Here is a 24,201-nt window from a genome sequence, read left to right as displayed (position 1 = left end):
ACAATCAAATCATGTTTCAAAATATTCTAAAATATATAGAAGATAAATTTTTATCTAAAAATCATTTTCCATTATTTCATTCAGGAGATACAATCACTGTTTTTTTTGAAATTAAAGAAGGAGAAAAAAAAAGAATTCAATCTTTTAAAGGAGTGGTTATAAAAAAACAAGGAAAAGGATTAACTAAAACATTTACTATTCGGAAAATAAGTGCAGGAATAGGAATAGAACGTATATTTATTTTTAATCAACCTAACATACGAAAAATAGAGGTAAATAAAAAAGGAAAAGTCCGAAGATCCAAAATTTATTATTTTAGAACTCTAAAAGGAAAAAAAGCAAGAGTAAAAAGCTGAGAAGCGAAAAAAAAAGTGCGTACACTTTTTTTTTCGCTTCTGCTTAAATTTTTATTCTCTCTATTTTTTATCGTTTTCTTCAGTTGTTACTTTTTCTTTTTCAGATGTATTATTGTTGTTTTCCTCATTGTTGTTATTTTTTGAGGAGTCCTCACTAGTTGTAGGAGGTGTATTCGTGTTATTAGAATCTGTTTGATTTTCATTGTTATTAGCTGTCTTATCCTCTTCTGTTGTAGTAGAGTTACTTTCATTTTTATTTTTGTTATTGCAACTAATAGTAAATAAAAATATTGCTAACAAAATCGTAGTGACTGTAATTCTTAATTTTTTCATCATAATCGATAGTATTTCAGTTATTACATATTCTGGGCAAATTTATATAAAAATTTGGAATGAAAAAATATATCATTATTTGTATTTTTTTTTTTCTTTTGAAAAGAGATTGAAAATAAGAATATTATGTTTTATAAACTATAATAAAACAAAATTATATATTTTAAAATAAAAATTATGTCTTTAAATAAAAAAATTTTAAAAAAAGCTCTTACTTTTGATGATGTTTTACTTGTTCCTTCTTACTCTTCTACTCTTCCATCAGAAGTCTCTCTTAAAACTTCTCTTACACTTGATATTACTATGAATATTCCTATATTAAGCGCTGCCATGGACACAGTAACGGAATCATCTTTAGCCATATCCATAGCTAGAGAAGGAGGAATAGGAATTATTCATAAAAATATGAATATAGAAAATCAGTCAGAAGAAGTTTATAGAGTAAAAAGAAGTGAAAGTGGAATGATAGATGATCCCATTACTCTTTCTAGAGATTCAACATTAAGATATGCTCAATATCTTATGGAAAAATTTAAAATTTCCGGATTACCTGTCATAGAAAAAGATCATTCATTAGTAGGAATTATTACCAGAAGAGATATTAAGTATCGTCCGAATTTGGACTCTATAGTAGAAGAAGTTATGACAAAAGAAAAATTAATTACATCTAAAAAAAATATAACTCTAGAAAAAGCTAAAAATATTTTATTAAAAGGAAGAATAGAAAAATTACCTATTGTGGATGATTATAATAAATTAGTGGGATTAATTACGATTAGGGATATTGATAATCTTATTGAATATCCTAATGCCTGTAAAGATTCTAGAGGTCGTTTACGTGTAGGGGCAGCGGTTGGAATAGATAAAAAAACTATGGAAAGAGTAAAATCTTTGGTAAAAGTAGGAGCTGATATCATAGCTATAGATTCAGCCCACGGTCATTCTTATAAAATATTAGAAACAATAAAATTAATCAGGAATTCTTTTCCGGAAATAACATTATTGACAGGAAATGTCGTAACTATGGAGGGAGCTAAAGATTTAATAGATGCAGGTTCTAGTGTTTTAAAAGTAGGAATTGGTTCCGGTTCTATATGTACAACAAGAGTTATTGCTGGAGTAGGTATGCCACAAATTACAGCTATTAATGATGTATATGAATATGCTAAAAAAAGAAATGTTAGCATCATTTCTGATGGAGGTATAAGATATTCAGGAGACGTAGTAAAAGCTATTGCTGCTGGAGCTAGTGCTGTTATGATTGGAAGTTTATTTGCTGGAACAGATGAAGCTCCAGGAGAAGAAGTTATTTTTCAAGGAAGAAAATTTAAAACTTATGTAGGAATGGGGTCATTAATAGCTATGAAAAGAGGAAGTAAAGATCGTTATTTCCAATTTAACGAAAAATCTGTTCCAGAAGGAATAGAAGCTATAGTTCCTTATAAAGGAAAAATGAAAGATGTAATTTATCAAATTTGTGGAGGATTACGTTCTGGAATGGGGTATTGTGGAGTTTCCAATATCACAGAACTCATGAAAACAGGTAAATTCGTGATAATAACTAATTCAGGATTGAAAGAAAACCATCCGCATAGTGTAAATATCACTAAAGAATCACCTAATTACTTTCATTATAGTAAATAAGAAAAATACCCGGAACGGGATTTGAACCCGTACGATCACAATGATCACAGGATTTTAAGTCCTGTGTGTCTACCAATTCCACCATCCGGGTGGTTAATAAAAGCGAGAAACGGGATTTGAACCCGCAGCCCCGACCTTGGCAAGGTCGTGCTCTACCAATTGAGCTATTCTCGCACTGATTTTAAAATAACTAATTTAAATACTCTTTTATATATAGAGCAAATTTTAATAATTCAACAAATCTTTAATTTCGTTAATTTTAATTATTGCATCTTGTAGTGATAAAGAATCAATATTCTTTATTCTTTTTAAAGAAAAAATTATTCTTTTTAATAAAAAAAAAGTTTTTTCTTTATTAATTTCTGTTTTATTTTTTTTTAATTTTAATGTATTTCGTATTTCTTTTGCTCTTTCAATAATTTCTATAGGCATACCCGATATTTTAGCTACATAAATCCCAAAACTATGTTCAGTTCCTCCAGTTACTAGTTTTCGCATAAAAACAATGTTGTCATTTATTTCTTTTACAGAAATATGATAGTTTTTTATTCTTTTAAAAGAAAGACTCATTTCATTTAATTCATGATAATGTGTAGCAAATAAAGTTAGAGGGCGAAAATTTTTTTCATGTAAAAATTCAATGATAGATTTTGCTATAGAAATTCCATCATAAGTACTTGTTCCTCTTCCTATTTCATCTAAAATGAGAAAACTTCTTTTGGAAAGATTGTTTAATATATTTGCTGTTTCATTCATCTCTACCATGAAAGTAGATTCTCCTAAAGAAATATTATCGGATGCACCAACTCTACTGAATATTTTATCTACTAATCCTATTTCTGCCTGTTTAGCAGGAACAAAACTTCCAATATGAGCCATAAGTATAATAATGGCAGTTTGACGTAAAAAAGCAGATTTTCCTGACATGTTAGGACCTGTGATGATTAATATTTGTTGATTAGATTTATTTAAAATAATATCATTAGGAATATAAGAAGTTTTTGAAATAAATTGTCTTTCAATAACTGGATGTCGTCCTTTTATTATAGATATTTTTGAAGAATCGTTAACTGTTGGTTCGACATAATTATTTTCTAACGCTAAACTAGAAAAAGAACATAATACATCTAATTTGGCAATTGTTTTTGCATTTTTTTGTAAGGGGATTATTTTTTCTAATACTTGATTCATTAGATTATGAAATATTTCTTTTTCCAAAAAAAAAATTTTTTGTTCTGCATTGAAAATTTTTAATTCATAATTTTTTAACTCTTCAGTAATATATCGAATAGAATTTGTCAATGTTTGTTTTTGGATCCAGTGTGAGGGTACTTTTTCTTTTTTAGAAATTTTTACTTCAAAAAAATATCCGAAAATATTGTTATATCCGATTTTTAAATTATTAATTCCTGTTTTTAATTTCTCTATTGAACAAAGTTTTTCTAAATATTCTTTTTGATAAAAATATATCATACGAATTTCATCTAATTTCTTAGAAAATCCTTTAATTATAACATTTCCTTTTCCTTTTTCAATTTGATGTGGAGGATTTTCTTGTATTGTATTAGCTATTTTTTCACATACTAAATTACAATCTTGAAAAGAGTTTCCAATGTTTGTAAGAATTTCAGATCCCTGACATAAACATTTTTTTTGTATTTCGTTTATAGAAATCAAAGATTTATATAGCGTATACATTTCACGGGGAGAAATTTTTCCAATGGCGATTTTAGAAATTATTCTTTCTATATCGTAAACACTTTTTAATTTTGTTTTTATAAAAGTACGTATTATGTTGTTAATGCATAATTCTTCCACTATTTGATGACGTTTTCTGATATGAAATAAATTTTTTAAAGGAAAAATAATCCAATTTTTTAATAATCTTCCCCCCATAGGAGTTATAGTATGGTCTAAAATATTTATTAAAGAAGCTCCTTCTTTGTTCAAAGGATGAAATATTTCTAAATTTTTAAAGGTAAAATCATCTATTTTCATATATTCTTCCTTTTTTATTCTTCGTATATTAGAAATATGTTTTATGTTGAAATGTAATGTATTGTGTAAATAAGATAAAACGGCTCCACAAGAAATAATACCTAATTTTAAATCATTAATGCCAAATCCTTTTAAAGAATTAATTTCAAAGTGCGATATTAATTTTTCATATGCTGATGAATAATCAAACATACAATCTTCCATAAAAAAAGTATAATATTTTCCTTTTAAAAATTTATCAAAAAATTTTTTTTCCTTTTTTTGAAAAATGATTTCACTAGGATGAAAATGTTTTAAATATTGTAAAACATTATTTTTTGTATCTTCTGTTACAAAAAATTCTCCAGTAGAAATATCTAAGAAACTTAACCCAAAATTTTGATTTTTTTCTACGTAAATAGAGGCTAAAAAATTATTTGATTTAGAGGATACAATATTTTCATTGATAGATACTCCTGGAGTTACAAGTTCTGTGACCCCTCTTTTTACAAGATTTTTACCTTTTTTTGGCTCTTCTAATTGATCACAAATAGCGACACGGAATCCTGAACGTATCAATTTCGGTAAGTAAGTACTCAAAGAATGATAAGGAAACCCTGCTAAATGTATGTGGGCTCGTTTGGTTAAAACGATATTTAACGTTTGAGAACATTTAATGGCATCTTCTCCAAAAGTTTCATAAAAATCCCCAACTTGAAATAATAAAATTGTATCTGGATATTTAGTTTTTATATCATTATATTGCTTAATTAATGGAGTTTCTTCTTTTTTTTTATAATAAAAGGTTTCGTTTTTGTTCATATCAAAATTATTAAAATAGAAGATTGTTAATTTATTATTGCCTTATGTCAAAAATATTTAGAGAATATAAAAAATTGGATCTTAATCATATAACTACAGAAATATATCAATATTGGAAAAAACATAAGATTTTTCAAAATAATTCTAATTTTTATAACAGGAAAAATGCTCTTTCGTATATTTTATATGAGGGGCCTCCATCTTTAAATGGAAATCCTGGTGTTCATCATATTTTAACCAGAATTATCAAGGACATTTTTTGTAGATATCATGCTCTTAAAGGTAAAAAAGTATTTAGAAAAGCAGGGTGGGATACGCATGGACTCCCTATAGAATTAAATGTAGAAAAAGATATAGGAATTACTAAAAATGATATAGGAAAGAAAATTAGTGTAGAAGAATATAATAATCTTTGTAAAAGTTTTGTGAACAAATCATTGAAAAAATGGAAATTTTTTACGGAAAAAATAGGATATTTCATAGATTTAGATAGTTCATTTATTACTTATAATGCAAAGTATATAGAAAGTGTATGGTGGCTAATTAAAAAATTATATGATAAAAGTCTTATTTATAAAGGTTTTACAATACAGCCTTATTCCCCTGCTGCAGGAACAGGATTAAGTTATCATGAATTGAACATGCCGGGAACTTATAAAGAAGTAAAACAATTATCTCCATTTTTAAAATTTAAGGCCATTAAAAATACTTTACCTGAAAAATTTAAAAACATTTTAGGTGATATATATTTTATATCATGGACAACTGCTCCTTGGACCATTCCTTCAAATACAGCATTAGCTTTTGGTTATGATATAGACTATGTATTAGTTAAAACCTATAACACCTATACTTTTTTAAAAGAAAATATTGTTTTTTCTGAAAAATTAATTCATAAAATATTATTGTCAGATCAGTTCTATTCTGTTTCAACTAATACTGAATTAGATGCTTATAATAATAAAAGTCATAAAATTCCTTATTTAATAGTATATAAGTTTAAAGGAAAAGAATTAATATTTTGTAAATATGAACAATTATTGCCTTGGTTTAAACCTTATTATAATGAAAAAAATGCATTTAGAATCATAGCAGGAGATTTTGTTAATGTAAATGAAGGAACTGGAATTGTTCATATCTCTCCTACATTTGGAATGGATGATTTTATAATTTCTAAGAAATATGACATTCCTCCAATGTTAGTTTTAAATGAAGAAAATATTCCTATTCCCTTGGTTGATTTTCAAGGAAAATTTATAAAAAATTTTCCTTATGGATTTTCTGAAAAATATGTTAAAAATGAATTTAATACTACAAATCAAAAAAATTTTTTTTCAGTAGATCAAGAGATAATTCTTTTTCTAGAAAAAGAAAAAAAAATATTTAGGACGGAAAAACATATTCATTTTTATCCACACTGTTGGAGGACGGAAAAACCAATACTTTATTATCTACTAAATTCATGGTTTATAAAAACTTCAGAAATGAAAGATAAAATGATTCGTTTAAATCAAAAAATTCAATGGCATCCTCCTTTTACAGGAAAAAAACGTTTTGATTCTTGGTTAAGAAATATAAAAGATTGGAATCTTTCACGTTCTAGATATTGGGGGACACCTCTTCCTATTTGGAGTACAGAAAAAGGAGATGAAAAAATAGTAGTAGGATCAATTAAAGAGTTAATCTTGGAAATTAAAAAATCTATTAAATGTGGATTTATGTCACATAATGTTTTTGAAGATTTTACATTAGATGATATGAGTGATCATAATTATGATAAAATAGATTTACACAAACATGTTTTGGATAGAATCATTTTGGTTTCTTCTAAAGGAAAACCTATGAAAAGAGAATCTGATTTAATTGATGTATGGTTTGATTCTGGAGCAATGCCATATGCTCAATTTCATTATCCGTTTGAAAATAGAGAATATATAGATAAAAATATATTATTTCCCGCTGATTTTATTTCTGAAGGAATAGATCAAACACGAGGATGGTTTTTTACTTTGCATGCTATTAGTAGTTTGTTATTTAATTCTATAGCATATAAAAATGTTGTATCAACTGGATTAATTTTGGATCAAAATGGTCGTAAAATGTCAAAAAGCAAAGGGAATACTATAAATCCTTTTGACGTAATCGATAATTATGGTCCTGACGCCATACGTTGGTATATTATATTCAATTCTGAACCTTGGGATAATTTAAAATTTGACATAAAGGAGATTCACACTATTATAAATAAATTTTTTGGAACACTATATAATATTTATTCTTTTTTTGTTTTATATGCTAATATTGATGGTTTTTCTTATAAAGAAAAAGAAAAGGAATGTTTTAATTCTTATACAGGATTAGATTTTTGGATTCTTTCTGAATTAAACACTCTTATTCAAAAAACAGATAATTACTATGCTAACTATAATCCCACTAAAGTTTCACGTTTGATTTCATCTTTTGTTATAGACAAGTTAAGTAACTGGTATGTTAGATTATGCCGAAGAAGGTTTTGGAAAGAAAAATATACAAAAAATAAAATATCTGCATATCAAATTCTTTATAAATGTTTAATTGTTGTAGCCAAGTTAATTTCTCCCATTGTTCCATTTTTTTCTGAAAAATTATATGTTGATTTAAATTCTATTACTAAAAAAGAAAATTTTAAAAGCATTCATTTAACAAGTTATCCTAGTTATGATTATAATTTAATTAATAAAGAATTGGAAAATAGAATGCTTTGGATTCAGAAAATAATTGCTATGGTTTTTTCTGTAAGAAAAAAAAATAAAATAAAAATTCGACAACCTTTACAAAAATTGCTTATTCTTGTTTCTGATAAAAAAATTCGTTTTCAATTGAAACAATTCTCTGAAATAATTTTTCAAGAAGCTAATGTAAAAGAAGTAAAATTTCCTTCTTCCTACAAAAATCTTGAATATATAAAATATATAAAACCTAATTATCAATCTCTTGGACCTAAGTTCGGAAATAAAGTTCCAATAATTTCTGAGCTTATCAAAAAATTTAGTCAAGAAAAAATTAGAGAAATAGAAAAAAATAAAAAATGTTTTCTTTTTCTGAAAAAAGAAAAAATTCTTCTTTTTTTAGAAGATGTCAAAATTAGTACTGAATATATTAAAGGTTGGTCAGTTTTATTTGATTCGAAATTTACGATAGCATTAGATTTACGTATTACAGATTCTCTTTGGGAAGAGGGATTTATAAGAGAATTAATTCGATATATACAAAAATTAAGAAAATATCGTAAATATAATGTAATCGAAAAAATACTTGTGTATTTAAGTGTAAAGGAAAATCATGATTTTCAAAAAATACAAATCATTTTACAAAAAAACAAAGATTTTATTTGTAGAGAAACTCTTTCTGTCAACGTTTTTTTACAAAAAAAGATAGATAAAGAGGAGAAAAAAGAAAAAATCTATTTTGAAAAAAAATTCATATTATATATGCAGATTCGAAAAGTAGAAGAAAATATAAAAAAATGAAAGGACAAGTAAAACAAAGATATTCTATGGAAGAAAGGAAAGAATTTCGAAAACTTATACTTGAAAAATTGAAAAAAGCAAAAAAAGATTTATCAATTTTTAAGGAATCTTTTTACAATGATCAAAATAATGGAACAGATGACACTTATCCTACTTTCAAAGCTTTTGAGGAAGGATCAGAAACATTGAGTAAGGAACAAAATGCACAAATAGTGGAACATTTACAGAAGTTTATTAAAAGTTTAAATTCGGCTTTAATTAGAGTGGAAAACAAGGATTATGGAATTTGTCGGATCACTAAAAAATTAATTCCTAAAGAACGTCTCATGGCAGTCCCTCATACTACTTTAAGTGTTGAAGGAAAAAGATTGGTAGAAAAAATAAATAGATAAATTTTTTTTGAAAAAATTTTTTTTAATTATTTTTTCTATTTTAACAATAGATCAAGTTTTAAAAATTTATATTAAAACTCATTTTGAATTAGGGAGTGGAATTTCTATTTTCCCTTTTTTCTGGATTTTTTTTGTAGAAAATCCAGGAATGGCTTATGGTGTTAATTTTGGAGGAGGATATTATGGAAAAATATTATTGAGTATTTCTCGATTTTTTTTAGTTTTTTTTATTTTTATTTTTCTTTACAAAAATATAAAAAAAGGATCTTCTAAATATTTAACTATTCCTATTAGTTTAATTTTATCAGGAGCTGTGGGAAATTTTTTAGATAGTGCTTTATATGGGGTTTTATTCAATTCTGGAACGATTTATAGTCAAAAATCCCAAGAATGGATTCCTTACATTGGAATATCTAAAATAAATTCCGATTTTTTTAATCTTGGAAAAGATCATACAGGAGGATACGCTTCTTTTATGGAGGGATGTGTTGTTGATATGTTTTATTTTCCTATAATAGACACTAATCTTCCTCACTGGATTCCATTTTTTGGAAATTATAATTTCCAATTTTTTAAACCCATTTTTAATTTATCTGATATTGTGATATCCATTGGTGGATTTTCATTACTCATATTTAAACGTAAAATTAAAAATGTAGAAATTTTATAACGTTTATTATTTTTTTGAGATTTATAAAAATCTCTATAGATTTGTATTGCCTTGATTTTCATTATTACGAATCAAATTTGAATAGCCGGTGTAGCTCAGTTGGTCAGAGCACGTGATTTGTAATCTCGGGGTCGTGGGTTCGAATCCCTCCATCGGCTTTTGGGGAGATACTCAAGTCCGGTTAACGAGGACAGACTGTAAATCTGTTGGTTTTTCCTTCGCAGGTTCGAATCCTGCTCTCCCCATCATAATATAGCGGAAGTAGCTCAGTTGGTAGAGCATCAGCCTTCCAAGTTGAATGTCGCGGGTTCGAATCCCGTCTTCCGCTCTATGGTTAGTAGGTATATATATATGATGGAATGAGATTTATTATTATAATACAAAAATATGGCCAATGTAGCTCAGTGGTAGAGCACTTCCTTGGTAAGGAAGAGGTCACGGGTTCAATTCCCGCCGTTGGCTTTTCAAAAAACTCAATATTTTTAATATCATGGCAAAAGAAAAATTTAAACGAGACAAACCACATGTAAATATAGGAACCACGGGTCATGTAGACCATGGAAAAACAACATTAACTGCTGCAATTACAAAAGTTTTATCAGAAATTGGTTTAGCAGAAGAAAAAAGTTTTGATGCAATAGATAATGCTCCTGAAGAGAAGGCTAGAGGAATTACTATTAATACTTCTCATGTAGAATACGAAACTGAGAAAAGACATTATGCCCATGTTGATTGTCCTGGACATGCAGATTATGTTAAAAATATGATCACAGGAGCAGCTCAAATGGATGGAGCTATTTTAGTTGTAGCAGCTACAGACGGCCCTATGCCTCAAACTAGAGAACATATATTATTATCTCGACAAGTAGGTGTTCCAAAAATTGTAGTATTTATGAATAAAGTAGATCAAGTAGATGATTCAGAATTATTAGAATTAGTAGAAATGGAAATTAGAGAGCTACTTTCCAAGTATGAATATGATGGAGATAATATTCCTATTATACAAGGATCAGCTTTAGGTGCTTTAAATGGAGAAAAAAAATGGGTAGAAAAAATAAAAGATTTGATGAAAATGTTAGATGATTATATTCCTGAACCCATTCGTGAAATGGACAAACCTTTTTTGATGCCTGTCGAGGATGTTTTTACTATAACAGGAAGAGGAACAGTAGCGACAGGTCGTATTGAAAGTGGAATTGTGAATACAGGAGATTTAGTTGATATTATTGGAATGGGAGAAAATAAATTATCATCTACAGTAACAGGAGTTGAAATGTTTAGAAAAATTTTAGATAAAGGACAAGCAGGAGATAATGTAGGTTTATTATTACGTGGAATAGAAAAAAAAGATATCAAAAGAGGAATGGTTGTAGGAAAACCGGGATCTGTAAAACCTCATAAGAAATTTAAAGCAGAAGTATACATTCTTACAAAAGAGGAAGGGGGAAGACACACTCCTTTTCATAATAAATATCGTCCTCAGTTTTATTTTAGAACAACAGATGTTACAGGGGAAATTCATCTTCCAAATGGAGTAGAAATGGTAATGCCTGGAGATAATGTCTCTATGGAAGTAGAATTACATCAGCCTATAGCATTAAGTGAGAATTTACGTTTTGCTATTCGTGAAGGAGGAAAAACTGTAGGAGCGGGGCAAGTTATTCATATAATGGATTGATTTCACAAATATTAAAAAACGGATGTAGCTCAGTTGGTAGAGCATCGGTCTCCAAAACCGAAGGTCGTAAGTTCGATTCTTACCGTCCGTGCATTGAGTATTATATATATACATGAAAAGAAATAATTTTTTTTTAGAAATTTATAACGAATTTTTTCATTGTATTACATGGCCTAAATGGGATGATTTACAATCAACAACAATGATTGTCTCTTTTTTTTCCATATTCTTATCCATATTTTTATATGGGGTGGATGGTTTTTTTATTTTTTTGATTAAAAAATTATTTTCTTTATGAGCGATTTAGAAAGAAAATGGTATGTCATAAAAACTATGAGTGGACAAGAAAACAAAGTGAAATCATATATTGAGAATGAAGTTAGAGATCATGGATTTCAAGAACAGATAGGAAAAGTATTAGTTCCTATCGAGAAAGTTATACAAATGAGAAAAGGGAAAAAAATACATAGAGAAAAAGTTCATTATCCTGGATATGTTATGATAGAAGCAAATTTAGAAGGAGAAGCTTCTCATGCGATCAAAAATGTTCCGGGTGTCATAACTTTTTTAAGTGAAGGAAAAGGGCCTTCCGCTATTCCTATTCCTATGAGAAAAGAAGAAGTAAATAAAATGTTAGGAAAAATAGATCAACTTTCTGAAAGTTATGAAAATATTAGTATTCCTTTTATAGTAGGAGAAACAATTAAAGTTATAGATGGTCCTTTTACAGGGTTTAATGGAACAATTGAAAAGATAAATGAAGAAAAAAGAAAATTGGAATTAGCTGTTTTAATTTTTGGTAGAAAAACTCCATTAGAATTGAATTTTACACAGATAGAAAAAATCTAAGAAAATCATGATTAAAACAAATAAAAAAGTGATAAAAAGAATTAAAATCCAAAACCTAAATGGAGGAAAGGCTAGTCCAGCTCCTCCTATCGGGCCTATTTTGGGGAGTTCTGGAGTAAATATTATGGAATTTTGTAAACAATATAATTCTATGACTCAAAATAAAATAGGAGAAATATGTCCTGTAATAATAACTGTATATGAAGATAAATCATTTTCTTTTTTAATCAAAAAGCCTCCAGTTTCTATTCAGTTGCTGAATATAGTAAAAAAAGAAAAAGGTTCTAAAGAATCTAATCGTTCTAAAATAGGAAAAATAAGTTTAAATGAAGTTAGAATAATTGCGAATAATAAAATGGAAGATTTTAATTGTTTTTCTATTGAATCTGCTATATCTATGGTTTCCGGAACCGCTAGATCTATGGGAATAGAAATTTATAGATAAAAAAAACTTCATGTCAAAAAAATTAACTAAAAATAAAAAGAAAATTCTAGATAAAATTTCTAGTAAAAAAAAGTATTCTTTAGAAGAAGCAATACTTCTTATTAAAGAAATTGATTTTGTAAAATTTGATGCATCTGTTGATATTTCTGTTCATCTTGGCGTAAATATTCGTTTGCCTAATCAAATGGTAAGAGGGACGGTTTCGTTACCTCATGGAACAGGTAAAAATATTTGTATTTTAGCTTTAGTCCCAAAAGATAAAGAGTCAGAAGCTAAAGAAGCAGGTGCGGATTATGTTGGATTAAACTATATTGAAAAAATTAAATCTGGATGGACCGACATTGATATTATTGTAGCGACTCCTTCTGTAATGAATCAATTAGGTACTCTAGGAAAAATATTGGGGCCTAAAGGATTGATGCCCAACCCAAAAATGGAAACTATTTCCGTAAATCCAGAAAAACCTATCAGAGAAATTAAATCTGGAAAAATAACTTTCAAAACAGATCGTTATGGAATTGTTCATGCTTCGATAGGAAGAGTTTCATTTTTACATCAATACTTATTAGAAAATATCAAAGAATTTATAAAAACAATTATTCGTAATAAACCTTCTACATATAAATCTAAAGGATCTTATATAAAAAGTATTTATTTATCTAGTACTATGAGTTATGGTCTAGCATTAGATTTAAAAAGTTTCGTGAACAAATGAATAAAGAAAATAAAAGAAAAGAATTGTTGGAACTAGTTTCCATACTATCTAATAATGAAACAATATATTTGATTAATATATCCGATTTAAATTCTAATCAAATATCTATTCTAAGAAAAAATTTTCATGAACATAGCATTAAAATGAAAATGGTAAAAAATACTTTATTAAAAAAAGCTATAAACAAAATAAAAAATCAAAAATTTGATTCTTTCTTTCCTATTTTAAATGGAAATACAACTATGTTGTATTCAAGTTCGAATGGGGCAAATGTTGCTTCAAAGATTATAATGAACTTTCATGTTCAAGAAAAAATTGATAAACCTTATTTAAAAGGAGTTTATGCTCAAGAATCTTTTTATTTTGGAGGAAATAAAGATTTGAATCTACTGATTCATCTTAAGTCTAAAGAATATCTCCTTACTGAAATTTTAAATATACTTCAATTTTCAACAAGAAATATTGTTTCATCTCTTTTAAATTCGACAAAATATAAAATATGTGAAATTTTAGAAGCTTTATCTTCTGATAAGAAATGAAAATCTAAGTACTCTATTACTTAACTAATATTAAAAAATAAATAACAAAATGATAGAAAAGCTAGCAGAACAATTAGTCAATTTAACTGTAAAACAAGTTAATGAATTAGCTACACTTTTAAAAAAAGAATATGGAATAGAACCATCTACTTCAGTTAAAATGGAAAATACTTTATCTAAAGAAGAAAAAACTTCTGAAAAAGAGGAAAAAAGTATTTTTAATATAATTTTGAAATCATCTGGAAATTCTAAATTATCTGTAGTAAAATTAGTTAAAGAAATTACTGGAAAAGGTCTTAAGGAGTCTAAGGATTTAGTAGATAATATTCCCAGTCTTCTTAAAGAATCTGTAAATAAAAAAGAAGCAGAAGATTTTAAAAATAAATTTGAAGAAATAGGAGCTGAAGTTGAATTGAAATAGAAAATTTGCATTTTTTTTAAATTATCCATTAAATTAAAATTGGTGAATATAGAAAAAAAAAGAATCACTTTTGCTTCAGTAGCAAAACAAGTGGAATATCCGGATTTTTTGGATATTCAAATCAAATCATTTAAAGAATTTTTTCAATTAGACGCGAAACCGGAAGATAGAAAAAACGAAGGATTATTCAAAGCTTTTACAGAAAATTTTCCTATCTCTGATGCTAGGAATTCTTTTGTTTTAGAATTTAAAGGATATTCTATAGATTCTCCTAGATATTCAATCGAAGAGTGCATAGAAAGAGGTTTAACTTACAGTGTTCCTTTAAAGGCTAAATTGAAATTGTATTGTACTGATCCTGAACATGAAGATTTTGAAACAGTGTATCAAGATGTTTATTTAGGAACATGTCCTTACATGACTCCTTCTGGTTCTTTTATTTTTAATGGATCGGAAAGAGTCATTGTATCTCAATTACATCGTTCTCCTGGTGTTTTTTTTGGTCAATCTCACCATGCGAATGGAACCAAACTTTATTCCGCTAGAATTATTCCATTTAAAGGATCATGGATAGAGTTCGCTACAGATATTAATAATGTTATGTATGCATATATTGATAGAAAGAAAAAACTCCCTATGACAACTTTATTACGTGCGATAGGATATGAAAGGGACAAAGATATACTAGAAATATTTGATTTATCAGAAGAAATGAAAATCATAGGAAATGAAAAAAATATTCTAAATAGAACTTTAGCAGCTAGAGTACTGAAAATTTGGCATGAGGATTTTGTTGATGAAGATACAGGAGAAGTTTTATCTGTGGAAAAAAATGAAATTCTTATAGACAGAAATGTTGTTTTGAAAGAAGAACATATTGATCTTATGATTCATCATGAAATAAAAACTATTTTATTACATAAGGAAGGAGGAAGAAAAAAAGATTATTCTATTATTTATAATACTTTACATAAAGATCCAACTAATTCTGAAAAAGAAGCAGTAGAATATATTTATAGACAACTCAGAAATACTGAGCCTCCAGATGAAGAAACAGCTAGAGGTGTTATAGATAAACTTTTTTTCTCTGATGCTAGATACAGTTTAGGTCCTGTAGGAAGATATCGTTTAAATAAACGTCTTGGTCTAAATATAAATCCTGATTATTTAGTTTTGACTAAAAAAGATATTATTGCAATAGTAGAACATTTGAATGCTTTATTTAACTCAAAAAGAGAAGTGGATGATATTGATCATTTATCTAACAGACGAGTAAGAACAGTAGGAGAGCAACTTTATACTCAATTCAGTATTGGTTTAGCAAGAATGGCTAGAACTATAAGAGAAAGAATGAATGTTCGTGATAATGAAGTATTTATGCCTATAGATCTTATTAATGCTAAAACTTTATCATCTGTAATAAATACTTTTTTTGGAACAAATCAATTATCTCAGTTTATGGATCAAACAAATCCTTTGTCTGAGATTACTCATAAAAGAAGACTTTCAGCGTTAGGTCCTGGTGGTCTCTCTAGAGAAAGAGCAGGATTTGAAGTTAGAGATGTTAATTATTCTCATTATGGAAGATTATGTCCTATAGAAACTCCAGAAGGGCCTAATATAGGATTAATATCTTCTCTTTCTGTATTTGCAAAGATAAATAATATGGGATTTGTTGAAACTCCTTATCGAATTGTCTCTAATAAAAAAGTAGATTTACAGTCTAAAGTAAAATATTTAAGTGCAGAAGAAGAAGAAGGAAAAATTATAGCACAAGCTAATGCTATTGATAGATATGGAAATTTTTTATCTGATAGAATTATAGTTCGTGAAGATGGAGATTTTCCTATAGTAAATCCGAATCAAGTCGATTATATAGATGTAGCGCCTAATCAAATAGCTTCTATTTCCGCTTCTCTAATTCCTTTTTTAGAACATGATGATGCAAATAGAGCTTTAATGGGATCTAACATGATGCGTCAGGCGGTTCCATTATTAAAACCTGAAGCACCTATTGTAGGAACTGGATTAGAAAAACAAGTATCGAGAGATTCTCGTATATTAATTAATGCAAAAAAAAATGGATTTGTAGAATATGTTGATGCGAAAAAAATAATTATTCGTTATGATAAAACAGATAAAGAAGATTTATCTAGTTTTGATCCTAAAATTCAAGTTTATGATTTAATCAAATTCAGAAAAACAAATCAGAATACATGTATAACTTTAAAACCTATTGTAAAAAAAGGAATGAAAGTAATTCAAGGTCAAATTTTATGTGAAGGTTATGCTACAGAAAATGGAGAATTAGCTTTAGGAAGAAATTTAAAAGCTGCTTTTATTCCATGTAATGGTTATAATTTTGAAGATGCTGTTTTAATTTCCGAAAAAGTAGTAAGTGAAGATTGGTTCACTTCTATTCATATAGATGAATATTCTTTAGAAGTTCGTGATACAAAATTAGGTATGGAAGAATTAACCAATGATATTCCTAATGTTAGTGAAGAGGCAACTAAAGATTTAGATGAAAATGGAATTATAAGAGTAGGAGCAGAAGTAAAACCCGGTGATATTCTTATTGGAAAAATAACTCCAAAAGGAGAATCTGATCCCACACCAGAAGAAAAATTATTAAGAGCTATTTTTGGGGAGAAAGCAGGAAATGTAAAGGATGCTTCTTTAAGAGCTGAACCGTCATTATTTGGAGTTGTTATAGATACAAAACTTTTTACTAGAAGTATAAAAGATAAAACATCTAGAGCTCAGGATAAAATTAAAATAACACGTTTAGAAAAAGAATATGAAAAAAAATTTTTAAATCTTAAAAATTTATTGGTTAAAAAATTAGGGACTATTTTAGATGGAAAGTTATGTAATAGTTCTATTTTTAATGAAAAAGAACAAGAAATTATAAAAAAAGGGACGAAATTTACTATAAAAATACTTAGTAGTATTAAGGATTATATAGAAATTCGTTTTGGAAATTGGATTGATGATATAAAAATTAATGATTTGATATCAGAAATATTACATAATTATAAAATAGCAGTAAATGACTTAAAGAGTACTTTTAAACACAAAAAATTTTCTATTACGGTTGGAGATGAATTACCTTCAGGAATTATAAAAATGGCTAAAGTATATATTGCTAAAAAAAGGAAGTTAAAAGTAGGAGATAAAATGGCAGGGAGACATGGAAATAAAGGAGTAGTAGCTAGAATTTTAAGACAAGAAGATATGCCTTTTTTAGAAGATGGAAGTCCTGTAGATATTGTTTTGAACCCTTTAGGAGTTCCTTCTAGAATGAATATAGGACAAATATATGAAACTGTATTGGGGTGGGCTGGACAAAAATTAAATATGAAATTTTCAACGCCTATATTTGATGGAGCCACTATAGAAGAAATTTGTAAATATACAGATAAAGCAAAAATACCTCGTTTTGGAACCACTTATTTATTTGATGGAGGTACGGGAGAAAGATTCGATCAACCTGCTACTGTAGGAGTGATATATATGTTAAAGCTAGGTCATATGGTAGATGATAAAATGCATGCACGTTCAATAGGGCCTTATTCTTTAATAACCCAACAACCTTTAGGAGGTAAAGCTCAATTTGGAGGGCAACGTTTTGGAGAAATGGAAGTTTGGGCTTTAGAAGCTTTTGGAGCTTCTAATATTTTACGTGAGATTTTAACTGTTAAATCAGATGATGTGTCTGGGAGAGCTAAAACTTATGAATCCATAGTGAAAGGAGAACCAATGCCTGAACCTAACAATCCAGAATCTTTTAATGTTCTTTGTTATGAATTAAAGGGATTAGGATTGGATGTTCGTTTAGAAGAGTAAATTTTTTTGTTGTTCTATAGATAAAATAAAAAATGAATAGAAAAAAAAGCAATAACTTCAATAAAGTAACTATTCGATTATCTTCTCCAGAAATTATATTAAAGGAATCTCATGGAGAAGTTTTAAAGCCAGAGACAATCAATTATCGGACTCATAAACCAGAAAGAGACGGCCTTTTTTGTGAACGAATTTTTGGTCCAGTGAAAGATTATGAATGTGCTTGTGGAAAATATAAAAGAATTCGTTATAAAAGTATTGTTTGTGATAGATGTGGAGTTGAAGTTACTGAAAAAAAAGTAAGAAGAGAACGTATGGGACATATAAATCTTGTAGTCCCTGTTGTTCATATTTGGTGTTTTCGATCTTCTCCTAATAAAATAGGATATTTATTAGGTTTATCTTCTAAAAAACTTGAAATGATTATTTATTATGAACGATATGTTGTTATTCAAGGAGGAACAGGGATCCGTTCAGATGGATCCTCTTTCCAAAAAGGAGATTTTCTTACTGAAGAAGAATATTTACAAACCTTAAACAAACTTTCAAAGGAAAATCAACAATTAGAAGATTCTGATCCAAATAAGTTTATTGCTAAAATGGGAGCAGAATGTATAGAAGATCTTTTAAATCGAGTAGATTTGGATCTTTTATCTATGGAACTGAGAAATCAGGCTCATAACGAAACTTCTAAACAAAGACGTATTGAAGCGTTGAAACGTTTGCAAGTTGTTGAATCTTTTAAAGAAGGGAAAAAAAATGGAGGAAGTCCATCTTGGATGATTATTCATGTATTGTCCGTTATTCCTCCTGAATTACGACCTTTAGTTCCTTTGGATGGAGGACGTTATGCGGCTTCTGATATGACGGATTTGTATCGTCGTGTGCTTATAAGAAATAATCGTTTAAAAAGACTTATAGAAATTAAAGCGCCTGAAGTCATTTTACGAAATGAAAAAAGAATGCTACAAGAAGCAGTAGATTCTCTTTTTGATAATTCAAGAAAAGTTTCTGCCGTGAAATCAGAAGGTAATCGTCCTTTAAAATCCTTATCCGACACATTAAAAGGAAAACAAGGTCGTTTTAGACAAAATCTTCTTGGAAAAAGAGTAGATTATTCAGCACGATCTGTTATTGTGGTAGGCCCGCACTTAAAATTGCATGAATGTGGATTGCCTAAAGATATGGCTGCAGAACTTTATAAACCTTTTATTATACGAAAGTTGATTGAAAGAGGAATAGTAAAAACAGTAAAATCTTCTAAAAGAATTATTGATAAAAGAGATCCTATGATCTGGGATATTTTAGAAAATGTTTTAAAGGGTCATCCTATATTATTAAATAGAGCTCCTACGTTACATAGATTAGGTATTCAAGCATTTCAACCAAAATTAATAGAAGGAAAAGCAATTCAATTACATCCTTTAGTTTGCGCTGCTTTTAATGCAGATTTTGATGGGGATCAAATGGCCGTTCATTTGCCATTATCTCATGGAGCTATATTAGAAGCTCAAATTTTGATGTTGGCTTCTCAAAATATATTGAATCCTGCTAATGGATCTCCTATCACAGTTCCTTCTCAAGATATGGTTTTAGGATTATATTATATGACTAAACCTTTACTTTCAAATTTAACAAAAAAAGTAAAAGGAGAGGGGATTATTTTTTATTCTCCAGAAGAAGTGGAAATTGCATACAATCAAGGTGTAGTAGATTTACATGCTTTGATAAAAGTTAAAGTTAATCTTCGTGAAAAAGAAAAATTTGTTTCTAAAATAATAGAAACTACTGTAGGTAGAGTATTATTTAATCAAGTTGTCCCTAAAAAAGTAGGATTTATTAATGAATCTCTTACTAAAAAATCTCTAAGAGAAATTATAGGTAAAATATTACATATAACAGATGTTCCTACTACTGCTAATTTTCTGGATAATATTAAAGAATTAGGTTTTTATAATGCATTTAAAGGAGGTTTATCTTTTGGGCTAGGAGATATTATTATTCCTGACAATAAAAAAAAGATGGTTAATTATGCGATTAAACAAGTAGATAACGTAAAAATGAATTATAATATGGGATTGATCACGAATAATGAACGTTATAATCAAGTAATTGATATATGGACAAACACTAATGCTATGCTTACAGAAAAAGTCATGAAATATATGAGAGAAGATAGACAAGGATTTAATCCTGTATATATGATGTTAGATTCTGGAGCAAGAGGTTCTAAAGAGCAAATACGTCAGCTTTCAGGTATGCGTGGGTTAATGGCTAAACCTCAAAAAGCAGGATCTTCTGGAGGTGAGATTATTGAAAATCCTATTTTATCCAATTTTAGAGAAGGACTTTCTATTTTAGAATATTTTATATCTACTCATGGAGCTAGAAAAGGGTTAGCGGATACTGCATTAAAAACTGCAGATGCCGGATATCTTACAAGACGTTTGGTAGATGCAGCACAAGATGTTATTATTAAAATGGAAGATTGTAAAACTTTACGAGGATTGGAAATCTCTGCATTGAAAAAAAATGAAGAAATAGTGGAAACTTTATTTGATAGAATTTTGGGACGTATATCTTTAAATGATATTTTTTATAAAGAAAATCAATTGATAGTTTCTTCAGGAGAGATGATTGATGAAAAAATAGCGGAAATTATTGATAAATCTGAAATTGAAACAGTAGAAGTAAGATCACCTTTGACTTGTGAAGCAAGAATGGGGATTTGTTCTAAATGTTACGGTCGTAATTTATCTACAGGAGAAATAGTTCAAAAAGGAGAAGCTGTTGGGGTTATTGCAGCTCAATCTATTGGGGAGCCAGGAACTCAATTAACTTTACGTACTTTTCATGTTGGAGGAACAGCTGGAAACATTACAGAATCTTCACAAATAAAAGCGAAATATGATGGAATTGTAGAATTTGAAGATTTAAAGTTAGTAAAAACGAAACAAGATTCTGATCAAATAGGAATAGTAGTTTCTAGATCTACAGAAATGAAACTTTTCAACTTGAAAAAATCATCTGTTTTAATGGTCAATAATATTCCTTATGGCGCTTATTTATATGTCAAACATGGAGATCAATTAAAATCTGGAGATTTGATTTGCAAATGGGATCTGTATAATGCAGTTATTGTTGCAGAATTTGCTGGTGTGATATCTTATCAACATTTAGAACAAGGTGTTACTTTTCAAGTAGAAATAGATGAACAAACTGGATTTCAAGAAAAAGTAATAACGGAAGTTAGAAATAAAAATTTGATACCAACATTAAAAATTCTTGATGAAAAGAATGAAGAATTAAAAGTATATAATTTACCAGTAGGAGCTCATTTAATGGTAGAAGATGAAGAGAAAATAGATATAGGAAAAATATTAGTTAAAGTTCCAAGAAGAACAGCTAAGTCTGGAGATATTACAGGAGGATTACCTCGTTTATCTGAATTGTTTGAAGCTAGGAATCCATCTAATCCAGCAGTAGTATCAGAAATGGATGGAATAGTTAGTCATGGAAAAATAAAAAGAGGAAATAGAGAAATTATTGTAGAATCTAAGACTGGAGAAGTTAGAAAATATCTTGTAAAATTATCCAATCAAATTCTTGTACAAGAAAATGATTATGTAAAAGCAGGGATGCCTTTATCAGATGGAGCTGTTACTCCTAATGATATTCTGAATATAAGGGGACCTAGGGCCGTGCAAGAATATTTAATAAAAGAAATACAAGAGGTGTATCGTTTACAAGGTGTAAAAATTAATGATAAGCATTTTGAAGTTATCGTTTTACAAATGATGAGAAAGGTAGAAGTTATAGATGTAGGAGATACTAAATTTTTGGAAGGAAGTATAGAATATAAAGATGACTTTATAGAAGAAAATGATAAAATTTCTCAAATGAGAGTAGTTGAAAATTACGGAGATTCTGAAATATTTAAAAATGGAGATATTATTAGTTACAGAGATCTTAGAAATGAAAATGCAGTTTTAAAATATAAAAATAAAAAATTAATAAAAACCAGAAATGCAATTCCTGCTACAGCAAGGCCTATATTACAAGGAATAACAAGAGCAGCGTTACAAACTAAATCTTTTATATCTGCTGCTTCATTTCAAGAAACAACAAAGGTTCTAAGTGAAGCAGCTATAAGTAGCAAAGTTGATTATTTACACGGATTAAAGGAAAATGTAATCGTAGGACACAAAATTCCTGCAGGAACCGGATTAAGAGAGTATGAAAACATTTATCCAGAAATATTGGAATAAATTTAATTTTTCATTTTTTTCCATTGGTTTCTTATAGACACTGTTTTATTGAAAATGATTTGATTTTTATCATTTGTAATTTTTCTATCCACATAAAAATAGCCAATTCTTTGAAATTGAAAATGATCACCTTTCTTTGCCTTTTTTAAGGAAGGTTCTGCACAAGCTATAATTTTATCTATAGATTTAGGATTAATAAATGTCTGAAAATCATCTATGTTTGGATTTCTCTTTAAAAAAAGAGAATTATATAAATTAATTTCTATGGGAAAAGAATGTTTTACAGATACCCAATGTAAAGTACTTTTCACTCTTCCTTTTTCTTCAGTTTTATTTTTTTTTCCAGATTTACTTTTAGGATCATAGGTACAATGTATTTCCTTTATTTTTCCTTCAGAATTTTTTATTACAGAATTTGCTTTTATAATATAAGCATTTTTAAGTCTTACTTCTTTTCCGATACTAAGACGAAAAAAATTTTTTTCTTCTTTTTCCAAAAAATCATCTTTTTCAATATAGAGAAACTTAGAAAATGGAATTTTTCTATTTCCTAAATTAAAATCTTCTGGATTATTTTCTGCTTCTACCCACTCAGTGATATTATTTAAATAATTATCAATAATTAATTTAATGGGATGTAATACGACCATAGCTCTAGGAGCTATTTTGTTTAAATGATCTCTAATACAAAATTCTAAAAAAGATATATCTATGATATTATTCCTTTTTGTAATTCCTATTTGATGAATAAAATTTTTTAAAGAAACAGAAGTATATCCTTTACGACGTAATCCAGATATTGTAAAAATTCGTGGGTCATCCCAAGATTGAATAACTTTTTTTTCAATTAAATATTGAATTTTTCTTTTACTAGTTATAGTATGACTCAAGTTTAATCTTGAAAACTCTATTTGTTTAGGTTTTATTTTATCTTCTTTATTTTTATTATAAATTTGATTTATATACCAATTATATAATGGACGTCTATTTTCAAATTCTAAAGAACATAAAGAATGAGATATTTGTTCTATATAATCACATAAACCATGCGTCCAATCATAAGTAGGATAAATACACCATTGATATCCAGTTCTATGATGTTTTTTTTTTAAAATTCTATACATAATTGGATCTCGCATGTTCATATTTGATGAACTCATATTAATTTTAGCTCTCAAAACACAAGATCCTTCTTCGAAAAACCCGTTTTTCATTTTTTCGAATAAAAACAGATTTTCATCTGTAGATCTGTTTCTATAATTACTATTGATTCCAATTTCAAAAGGATTTTTTCTTTGAAATTGGATGATATTTTGAGGTTGATCATCGACATAAGCTTTGTTTTCTGTAATTAATTTTATAGCCCATTCATAAAGTTTATGAAAATAATCTGAAGCATAATTTTCATTATCCCAGTGAAACCCTAAAAAAAGAATATCTTTTTTTATAGAATCTATAAATTTTTTACTCTCTCCTATAGGATTGGTATCATCAAATCTTAAGTTTATTGGCGATTTATATTTTTTACTTAACTCAAAGTTCAAACATATAGCTTTCACATGACCAATATGAAGATACCCATTAGGTTCAGGAGGAAAACGAAATCTAATTTTTTTAATAGGAAATCCATTTTTTATATCTTCCTCTATAATTTTTTCAATAAAATGTAGGTGTGATTCTATTACAAAAAATAATTAGAAATCAATTATAGTGCGAATATAATCAATTTTTTGAAAA

Annotated in this window: 17 protein-coding genes and 7 tRNA genes; 19 read left to right on the top strand and 5 right to left on the bottom strand. The window is 27.9% G+C overall.

Features of this window, described 5'->3' with window-relative positions; genetic code table 11:
• Nucleotides 1-11 precede the first annotated feature (11 nt).
• A complete protein-coding gene (gene rplS / locus H0H74_RS02390; RefSeq protein WP_185849107.1) occupies nucleotides 12-356 on the top strand; it encodes a 50S ribosomal protein L19 in 345 nt (114 codons plus the stop codon).
• Between the two features lie 60 nt (nucleotides 357-416).
• Here rplS and H0H74_RS02385 read toward each other — a convergent pair whose 3' ends face one another.
• Nucleotides 417-692 (bottom strand): hypothetical protein, encoded by a 276-nt coding sequence (locus H0H74_RS02385; RefSeq protein ID WP_185849106.1) that lies wholly within the window; start codon nucleotides 690-692, stop codon nucleotides 417-419.
• A gap of 174 nt (nucleotides 693-866) precedes the next feature.
• On the opposite strand from H0H74_RS02385, the gene guaB reads away from it, so the two are divergent.
• Entirely contained in the window at nucleotides 867-2,333 is a 1,467-nt protein-coding gene (gene guaB, locus H0H74_RS02380; RefSeq protein ID WP_185849105.1) for an IMP dehydrogenase, read from the top strand.
• Between the two features lie 6 nt (nucleotides 2,334-2,339).
• Here the strand turns inward: guaB and H0H74_RS02375 are convergent.
• The 3 genes from H0H74_RS02375 to mutS all read right to left on the bottom strand — a co-directional run bounded on the left by H0H74_RS02375 (nucleotide 2,340) and on the right by mutS (nucleotide 5,132).
• Nucleotides 2,340-2,424: transfer RNA gene (locus H0H74_RS02375), tRNA-Leu, on the bottom strand.
• A 10-nt stretch (nucleotides 2,425-2,434) separates the two neighbouring features.
• Nucleotides 2,435-2,507, bottom strand: a tRNA-Gly gene (locus H0H74_RS02370).
• Between the two features lie 51 nt (nucleotides 2,508-2,558).
• Nucleotides 2,559-5,132 carry a DNA mismatch repair protein MutS gene (gene mutS / locus H0H74_RS02365; RefSeq protein ID WP_185849104.1) on the bottom strand — a complete coding sequence of 858 codons (2,574 nt, stop codon included), beginning with the start codon at nucleotides 5,130-5,132 and terminating at the stop codon, nucleotides 2,559-2,561.
• 44 nt (nucleotides 5,133-5,176) lie between these two features.
• Between mutS and ileS the strand changes: the two genes are divergently transcribed.
• The 17 genes from ileS to rpoC all read left to right on the top strand — a co-directional run bounded on the left by ileS (nucleotide 5,177) and on the right by rpoC (nucleotide 22,464).
• Nucleotides 5,177-8,641: an isoleucine--tRNA ligase gene (gene ileS / locus H0H74_RS02360; RefSeq protein WP_185849103.1), complete on the top strand. Its 3,465-nt coding sequence runs from the start codon at nucleotides 5,177-5,179 to the stop codon at nucleotides 8,639-8,641.
• Nucleotides 8,638-9,033: a TraR/DksA family transcriptional regulator gene (locus H0H74_RS02355; RefSeq protein WP_185849102.1), complete on the top strand. Its 396-nt coding sequence runs from the start codon at nucleotides 8,638-8,640 to the stop codon at nucleotides 9,031-9,033. Before ileS ends, H0H74_RS02355 begins: the two co-directional genes overlap by 4 nt.
• Before the next feature lie 7 nt (nucleotides 9,034-9,040).
• Nucleotides 9,041-9,703 carry a lipoprotein signal peptidase gene (locus H0H74_RS02350; RefSeq protein WP_185849101.1) on the top strand — a complete coding sequence of 221 codons (663 nt, stop codon included), beginning with the start codon at nucleotides 9,041-9,043 and terminating at the stop codon, nucleotides 9,701-9,703.
• Between the two features lie 84 nt (nucleotides 9,704-9,787).
• Nucleotides 9,788-9,861 (top strand) — tRNA-Thr (locus H0H74_RS02345).
• Between the two features lie 3 nt (nucleotides 9,862-9,864).
• Nucleotides 9,865-9,948 (top strand) — tRNA-Tyr (locus H0H74_RS02340).
• A 10-nt stretch (nucleotides 9,949-9,958) separates the two neighbouring features.
• A tRNA-Gly gene (locus H0H74_RS02335) sits at nucleotides 9,959-10,031 on the top strand.
• Between the two features lie 62 nt (nucleotides 10,032-10,093).
• A tRNA-Thr gene (locus tag H0H74_RS02330) sits at nucleotides 10,094-10,165 on the top strand.
• A 28-nt stretch (nucleotides 10,166-10,193) separates the two neighbouring features.
• Complete coding sequence (tuf, locus tag H0H74_RS02325) at nucleotides 10,194-11,381, top strand: elongation factor Tu (protein ID WP_185849100.1); 1,188 nt, start codon at nucleotides 10,194-10,196, stop codon at nucleotides 11,379-11,381.
• An 18-nt stretch (nucleotides 11,382-11,399) separates the two neighbouring features.
• Nucleotides 11,400-11,472, top strand: a tRNA-Trp gene (locus H0H74_RS02320).
• Nucleotides 11,473-11,493: 21 nt separating this feature from the next.
• A complete protein-coding gene (gene secE / locus H0H74_RS02315) occupies nucleotides 11,494-11,679 on the top strand; it encodes a preprotein translocase subunit SecE (RefSeq protein WP_185849099.1) in 186 nt (61 codons plus the stop codon).
• On the top strand, nucleotides 11,676-12,230 hold the full coding sequence (nusG, locus tag H0H74_RS02310; protein ID WP_185849098.1) for a transcription termination/antitermination protein NusG: 555 nt from the start codon (nucleotides 11,676-11,678) through the stop codon (nucleotides 12,228-12,230). Before secE ends, nusG begins: the two co-directional genes overlap by 4 nt.
• A gap of 7 nt (nucleotides 12,231-12,237) precedes the next feature.
• Nucleotides 12,238-12,675 (top strand): 50S ribosomal protein L11, encoded by a 438-nt coding sequence (gene rplK, locus H0H74_RS02305; protein WP_185849097.1) that lies wholly within the window; start codon nucleotides 12,238-12,240, stop codon nucleotides 12,673-12,675.
• A 10-nt stretch (nucleotides 12,676-12,685) separates the two neighbouring features.
• Complete coding sequence (gene rplA, locus H0H74_RS02300) at nucleotides 12,686-13,390, top strand: 50S ribosomal protein L1 (protein WP_185849096.1); 705 nt, start codon at nucleotides 12,686-12,688, stop codon at nucleotides 13,388-13,390.
• A complete protein-coding gene (gene rplJ / locus H0H74_RS02295; protein WP_185849095.1) occupies nucleotides 13,387-13,929 on the top strand; it encodes a 50S ribosomal protein L10 in 543 nt (180 codons plus the stop codon). The genes rplA and rplJ overlap by 4 nt, the downstream gene beginning before the upstream one ends.
• Before the next feature lie 49 nt (nucleotides 13,930-13,978).
• Nucleotides 13,979-14,350: a 50S ribosomal protein L7/L12 gene (gene rplL / locus H0H74_RS02290; protein ID WP_185849094.1), complete on the top strand. Its 372-nt coding sequence runs from the start codon at nucleotides 13,979-13,981 to the stop codon at nucleotides 14,348-14,350.
• A gap of 39 nt (nucleotides 14,351-14,389) precedes the next feature.
• On the top strand, nucleotides 14,390-18,199 hold the full coding sequence (gene rpoB, locus H0H74_RS02285; RefSeq protein WP_185849093.1) for a DNA-directed RNA polymerase subunit beta: 3,810 nt from the start codon (nucleotides 14,390-14,392) through the stop codon (nucleotides 18,197-18,199).
• A 32-nt stretch (nucleotides 18,200-18,231) separates the two neighbouring features.
• Nucleotides 18,232-22,464: a DNA-directed RNA polymerase subunit beta' gene (rpoC, locus tag H0H74_RS02280; protein ID WP_185849092.1), complete on the top strand. Its 4,233-nt coding sequence runs from the start codon at nucleotides 18,232-18,234 to the stop codon at nucleotides 22,462-22,464.
• A gap of 2 nt (nucleotides 22,465-22,466) precedes the next feature.
• Here rpoC and glnS read toward each other — a convergent pair whose 3' ends face one another.
• A complete protein-coding gene (gene glnS / locus H0H74_RS02275) occupies nucleotides 22,467-24,125 on the bottom strand; it encodes a glutamine--tRNA ligase (protein ID WP_317167891.1) in 1,659 nt (552 codons plus the stop codon).
• Nucleotides 24,126-24,201: the final 76 nt, after the last annotated feature.

Source organism: Blattabacterium cuenoti, assembly GCF_014251315.1.
GTDB lineage: Bacteria > Bacteroidota > Bacteroidia > Flavobacteriales > Blattabacteriaceae > Blattabacterium > Blattabacterium cuenoti_AJ.
The sequence above is the reverse complement of the archived record's forward strand: the minus strand, read 5'-3'. Positions and strand labels throughout refer to the sequence as shown.

Bases quoted from the DNA above. Each gene is read 5' to 3' on its own strand.
- H0H74_RS02355 (WP_185849102.1), top strand. From the start codon at position 8,638: ATGAAAGGACAAGTAAAACAAAGATATTCTATGGAAGAAAGGAAAGAA.
- mutS (WP_185849104.1), bottom strand. From the start codon at position 5,132: ATGAACAAAAACGAAACCTTTTATTATAAAAAAAAAGAAGAAACTCCA.
- rplA (WP_185849096.1), top strand. From the start codon at position 12,686: ATGTCAAAAAAATTAACTAAAAATAAAAAGAAAATTCTAGATAAAATT.
- rplL (WP_185849094.1), top strand. From the start codon at position 13,979: ATGATAGAAAAGCTAGCAGAACAATTAGTCAATTTAACTGTAAAACAA.
- ileS (WP_185849103.1), top strand. From the start codon at position 5,177: ATGTCAAAAATATTTAGAGAATATAAAAAATTGGATCTTAATCATATA.
- rpoC (WP_185849092.1), top strand. From the start codon at position 18,232: ATGAATAGAAAAAAAAGCAATAACTTCAATAAAGTAACTATTCGATTA.
- H0H74_RS02385 (WP_185849106.1), bottom strand. From the start codon at position 692: ATGATGAAAAAATTAAGAATTACAGTCACTACGATTTTGTTAGCAATA.
- rplJ (WP_185849095.1), top strand. From the start codon at position 13,387: ATGAATAAAGAAAATAAAAGAAAAGAATTGTTGGAACTAGTTTCCATA.
- nusG (WP_185849098.1), top strand. From the start codon at position 11,676: ATGAGCGATTTAGAAAGAAAATGGTATGTCATAAAAACTATGAGTGGA.
- rplS (WP_185849107.1), top strand. From the start codon at position 12: ATGTTTCAAAATATTCTAAAATATATAGAAGATAAATTTTTATCTAAA.
- guaB (WP_185849105.1), top strand. From the start codon at position 867: ATGTCTTTAAATAAAAAAATTTTAAAAAAAGCTCTTACTTTTGATGAT.
- rplK (WP_185849097.1), top strand. From the start codon at position 12,238: ATGATTAAAACAAATAAAAAAGTGATAAAAAGAATTAAAATCCAAAAC.
- tuf (WP_185849100.1), top strand. From the start codon at position 10,194: ATGGCAAAAGAAAAATTTAAACGAGACAAACCACATGTAAATATAGGA.
- secE (WP_185849099.1), top strand. From the start codon at position 11,494: ATGAAAAGAAATAATTTTTTTTTAGAAATTTATAACGAATTTTTTCAT.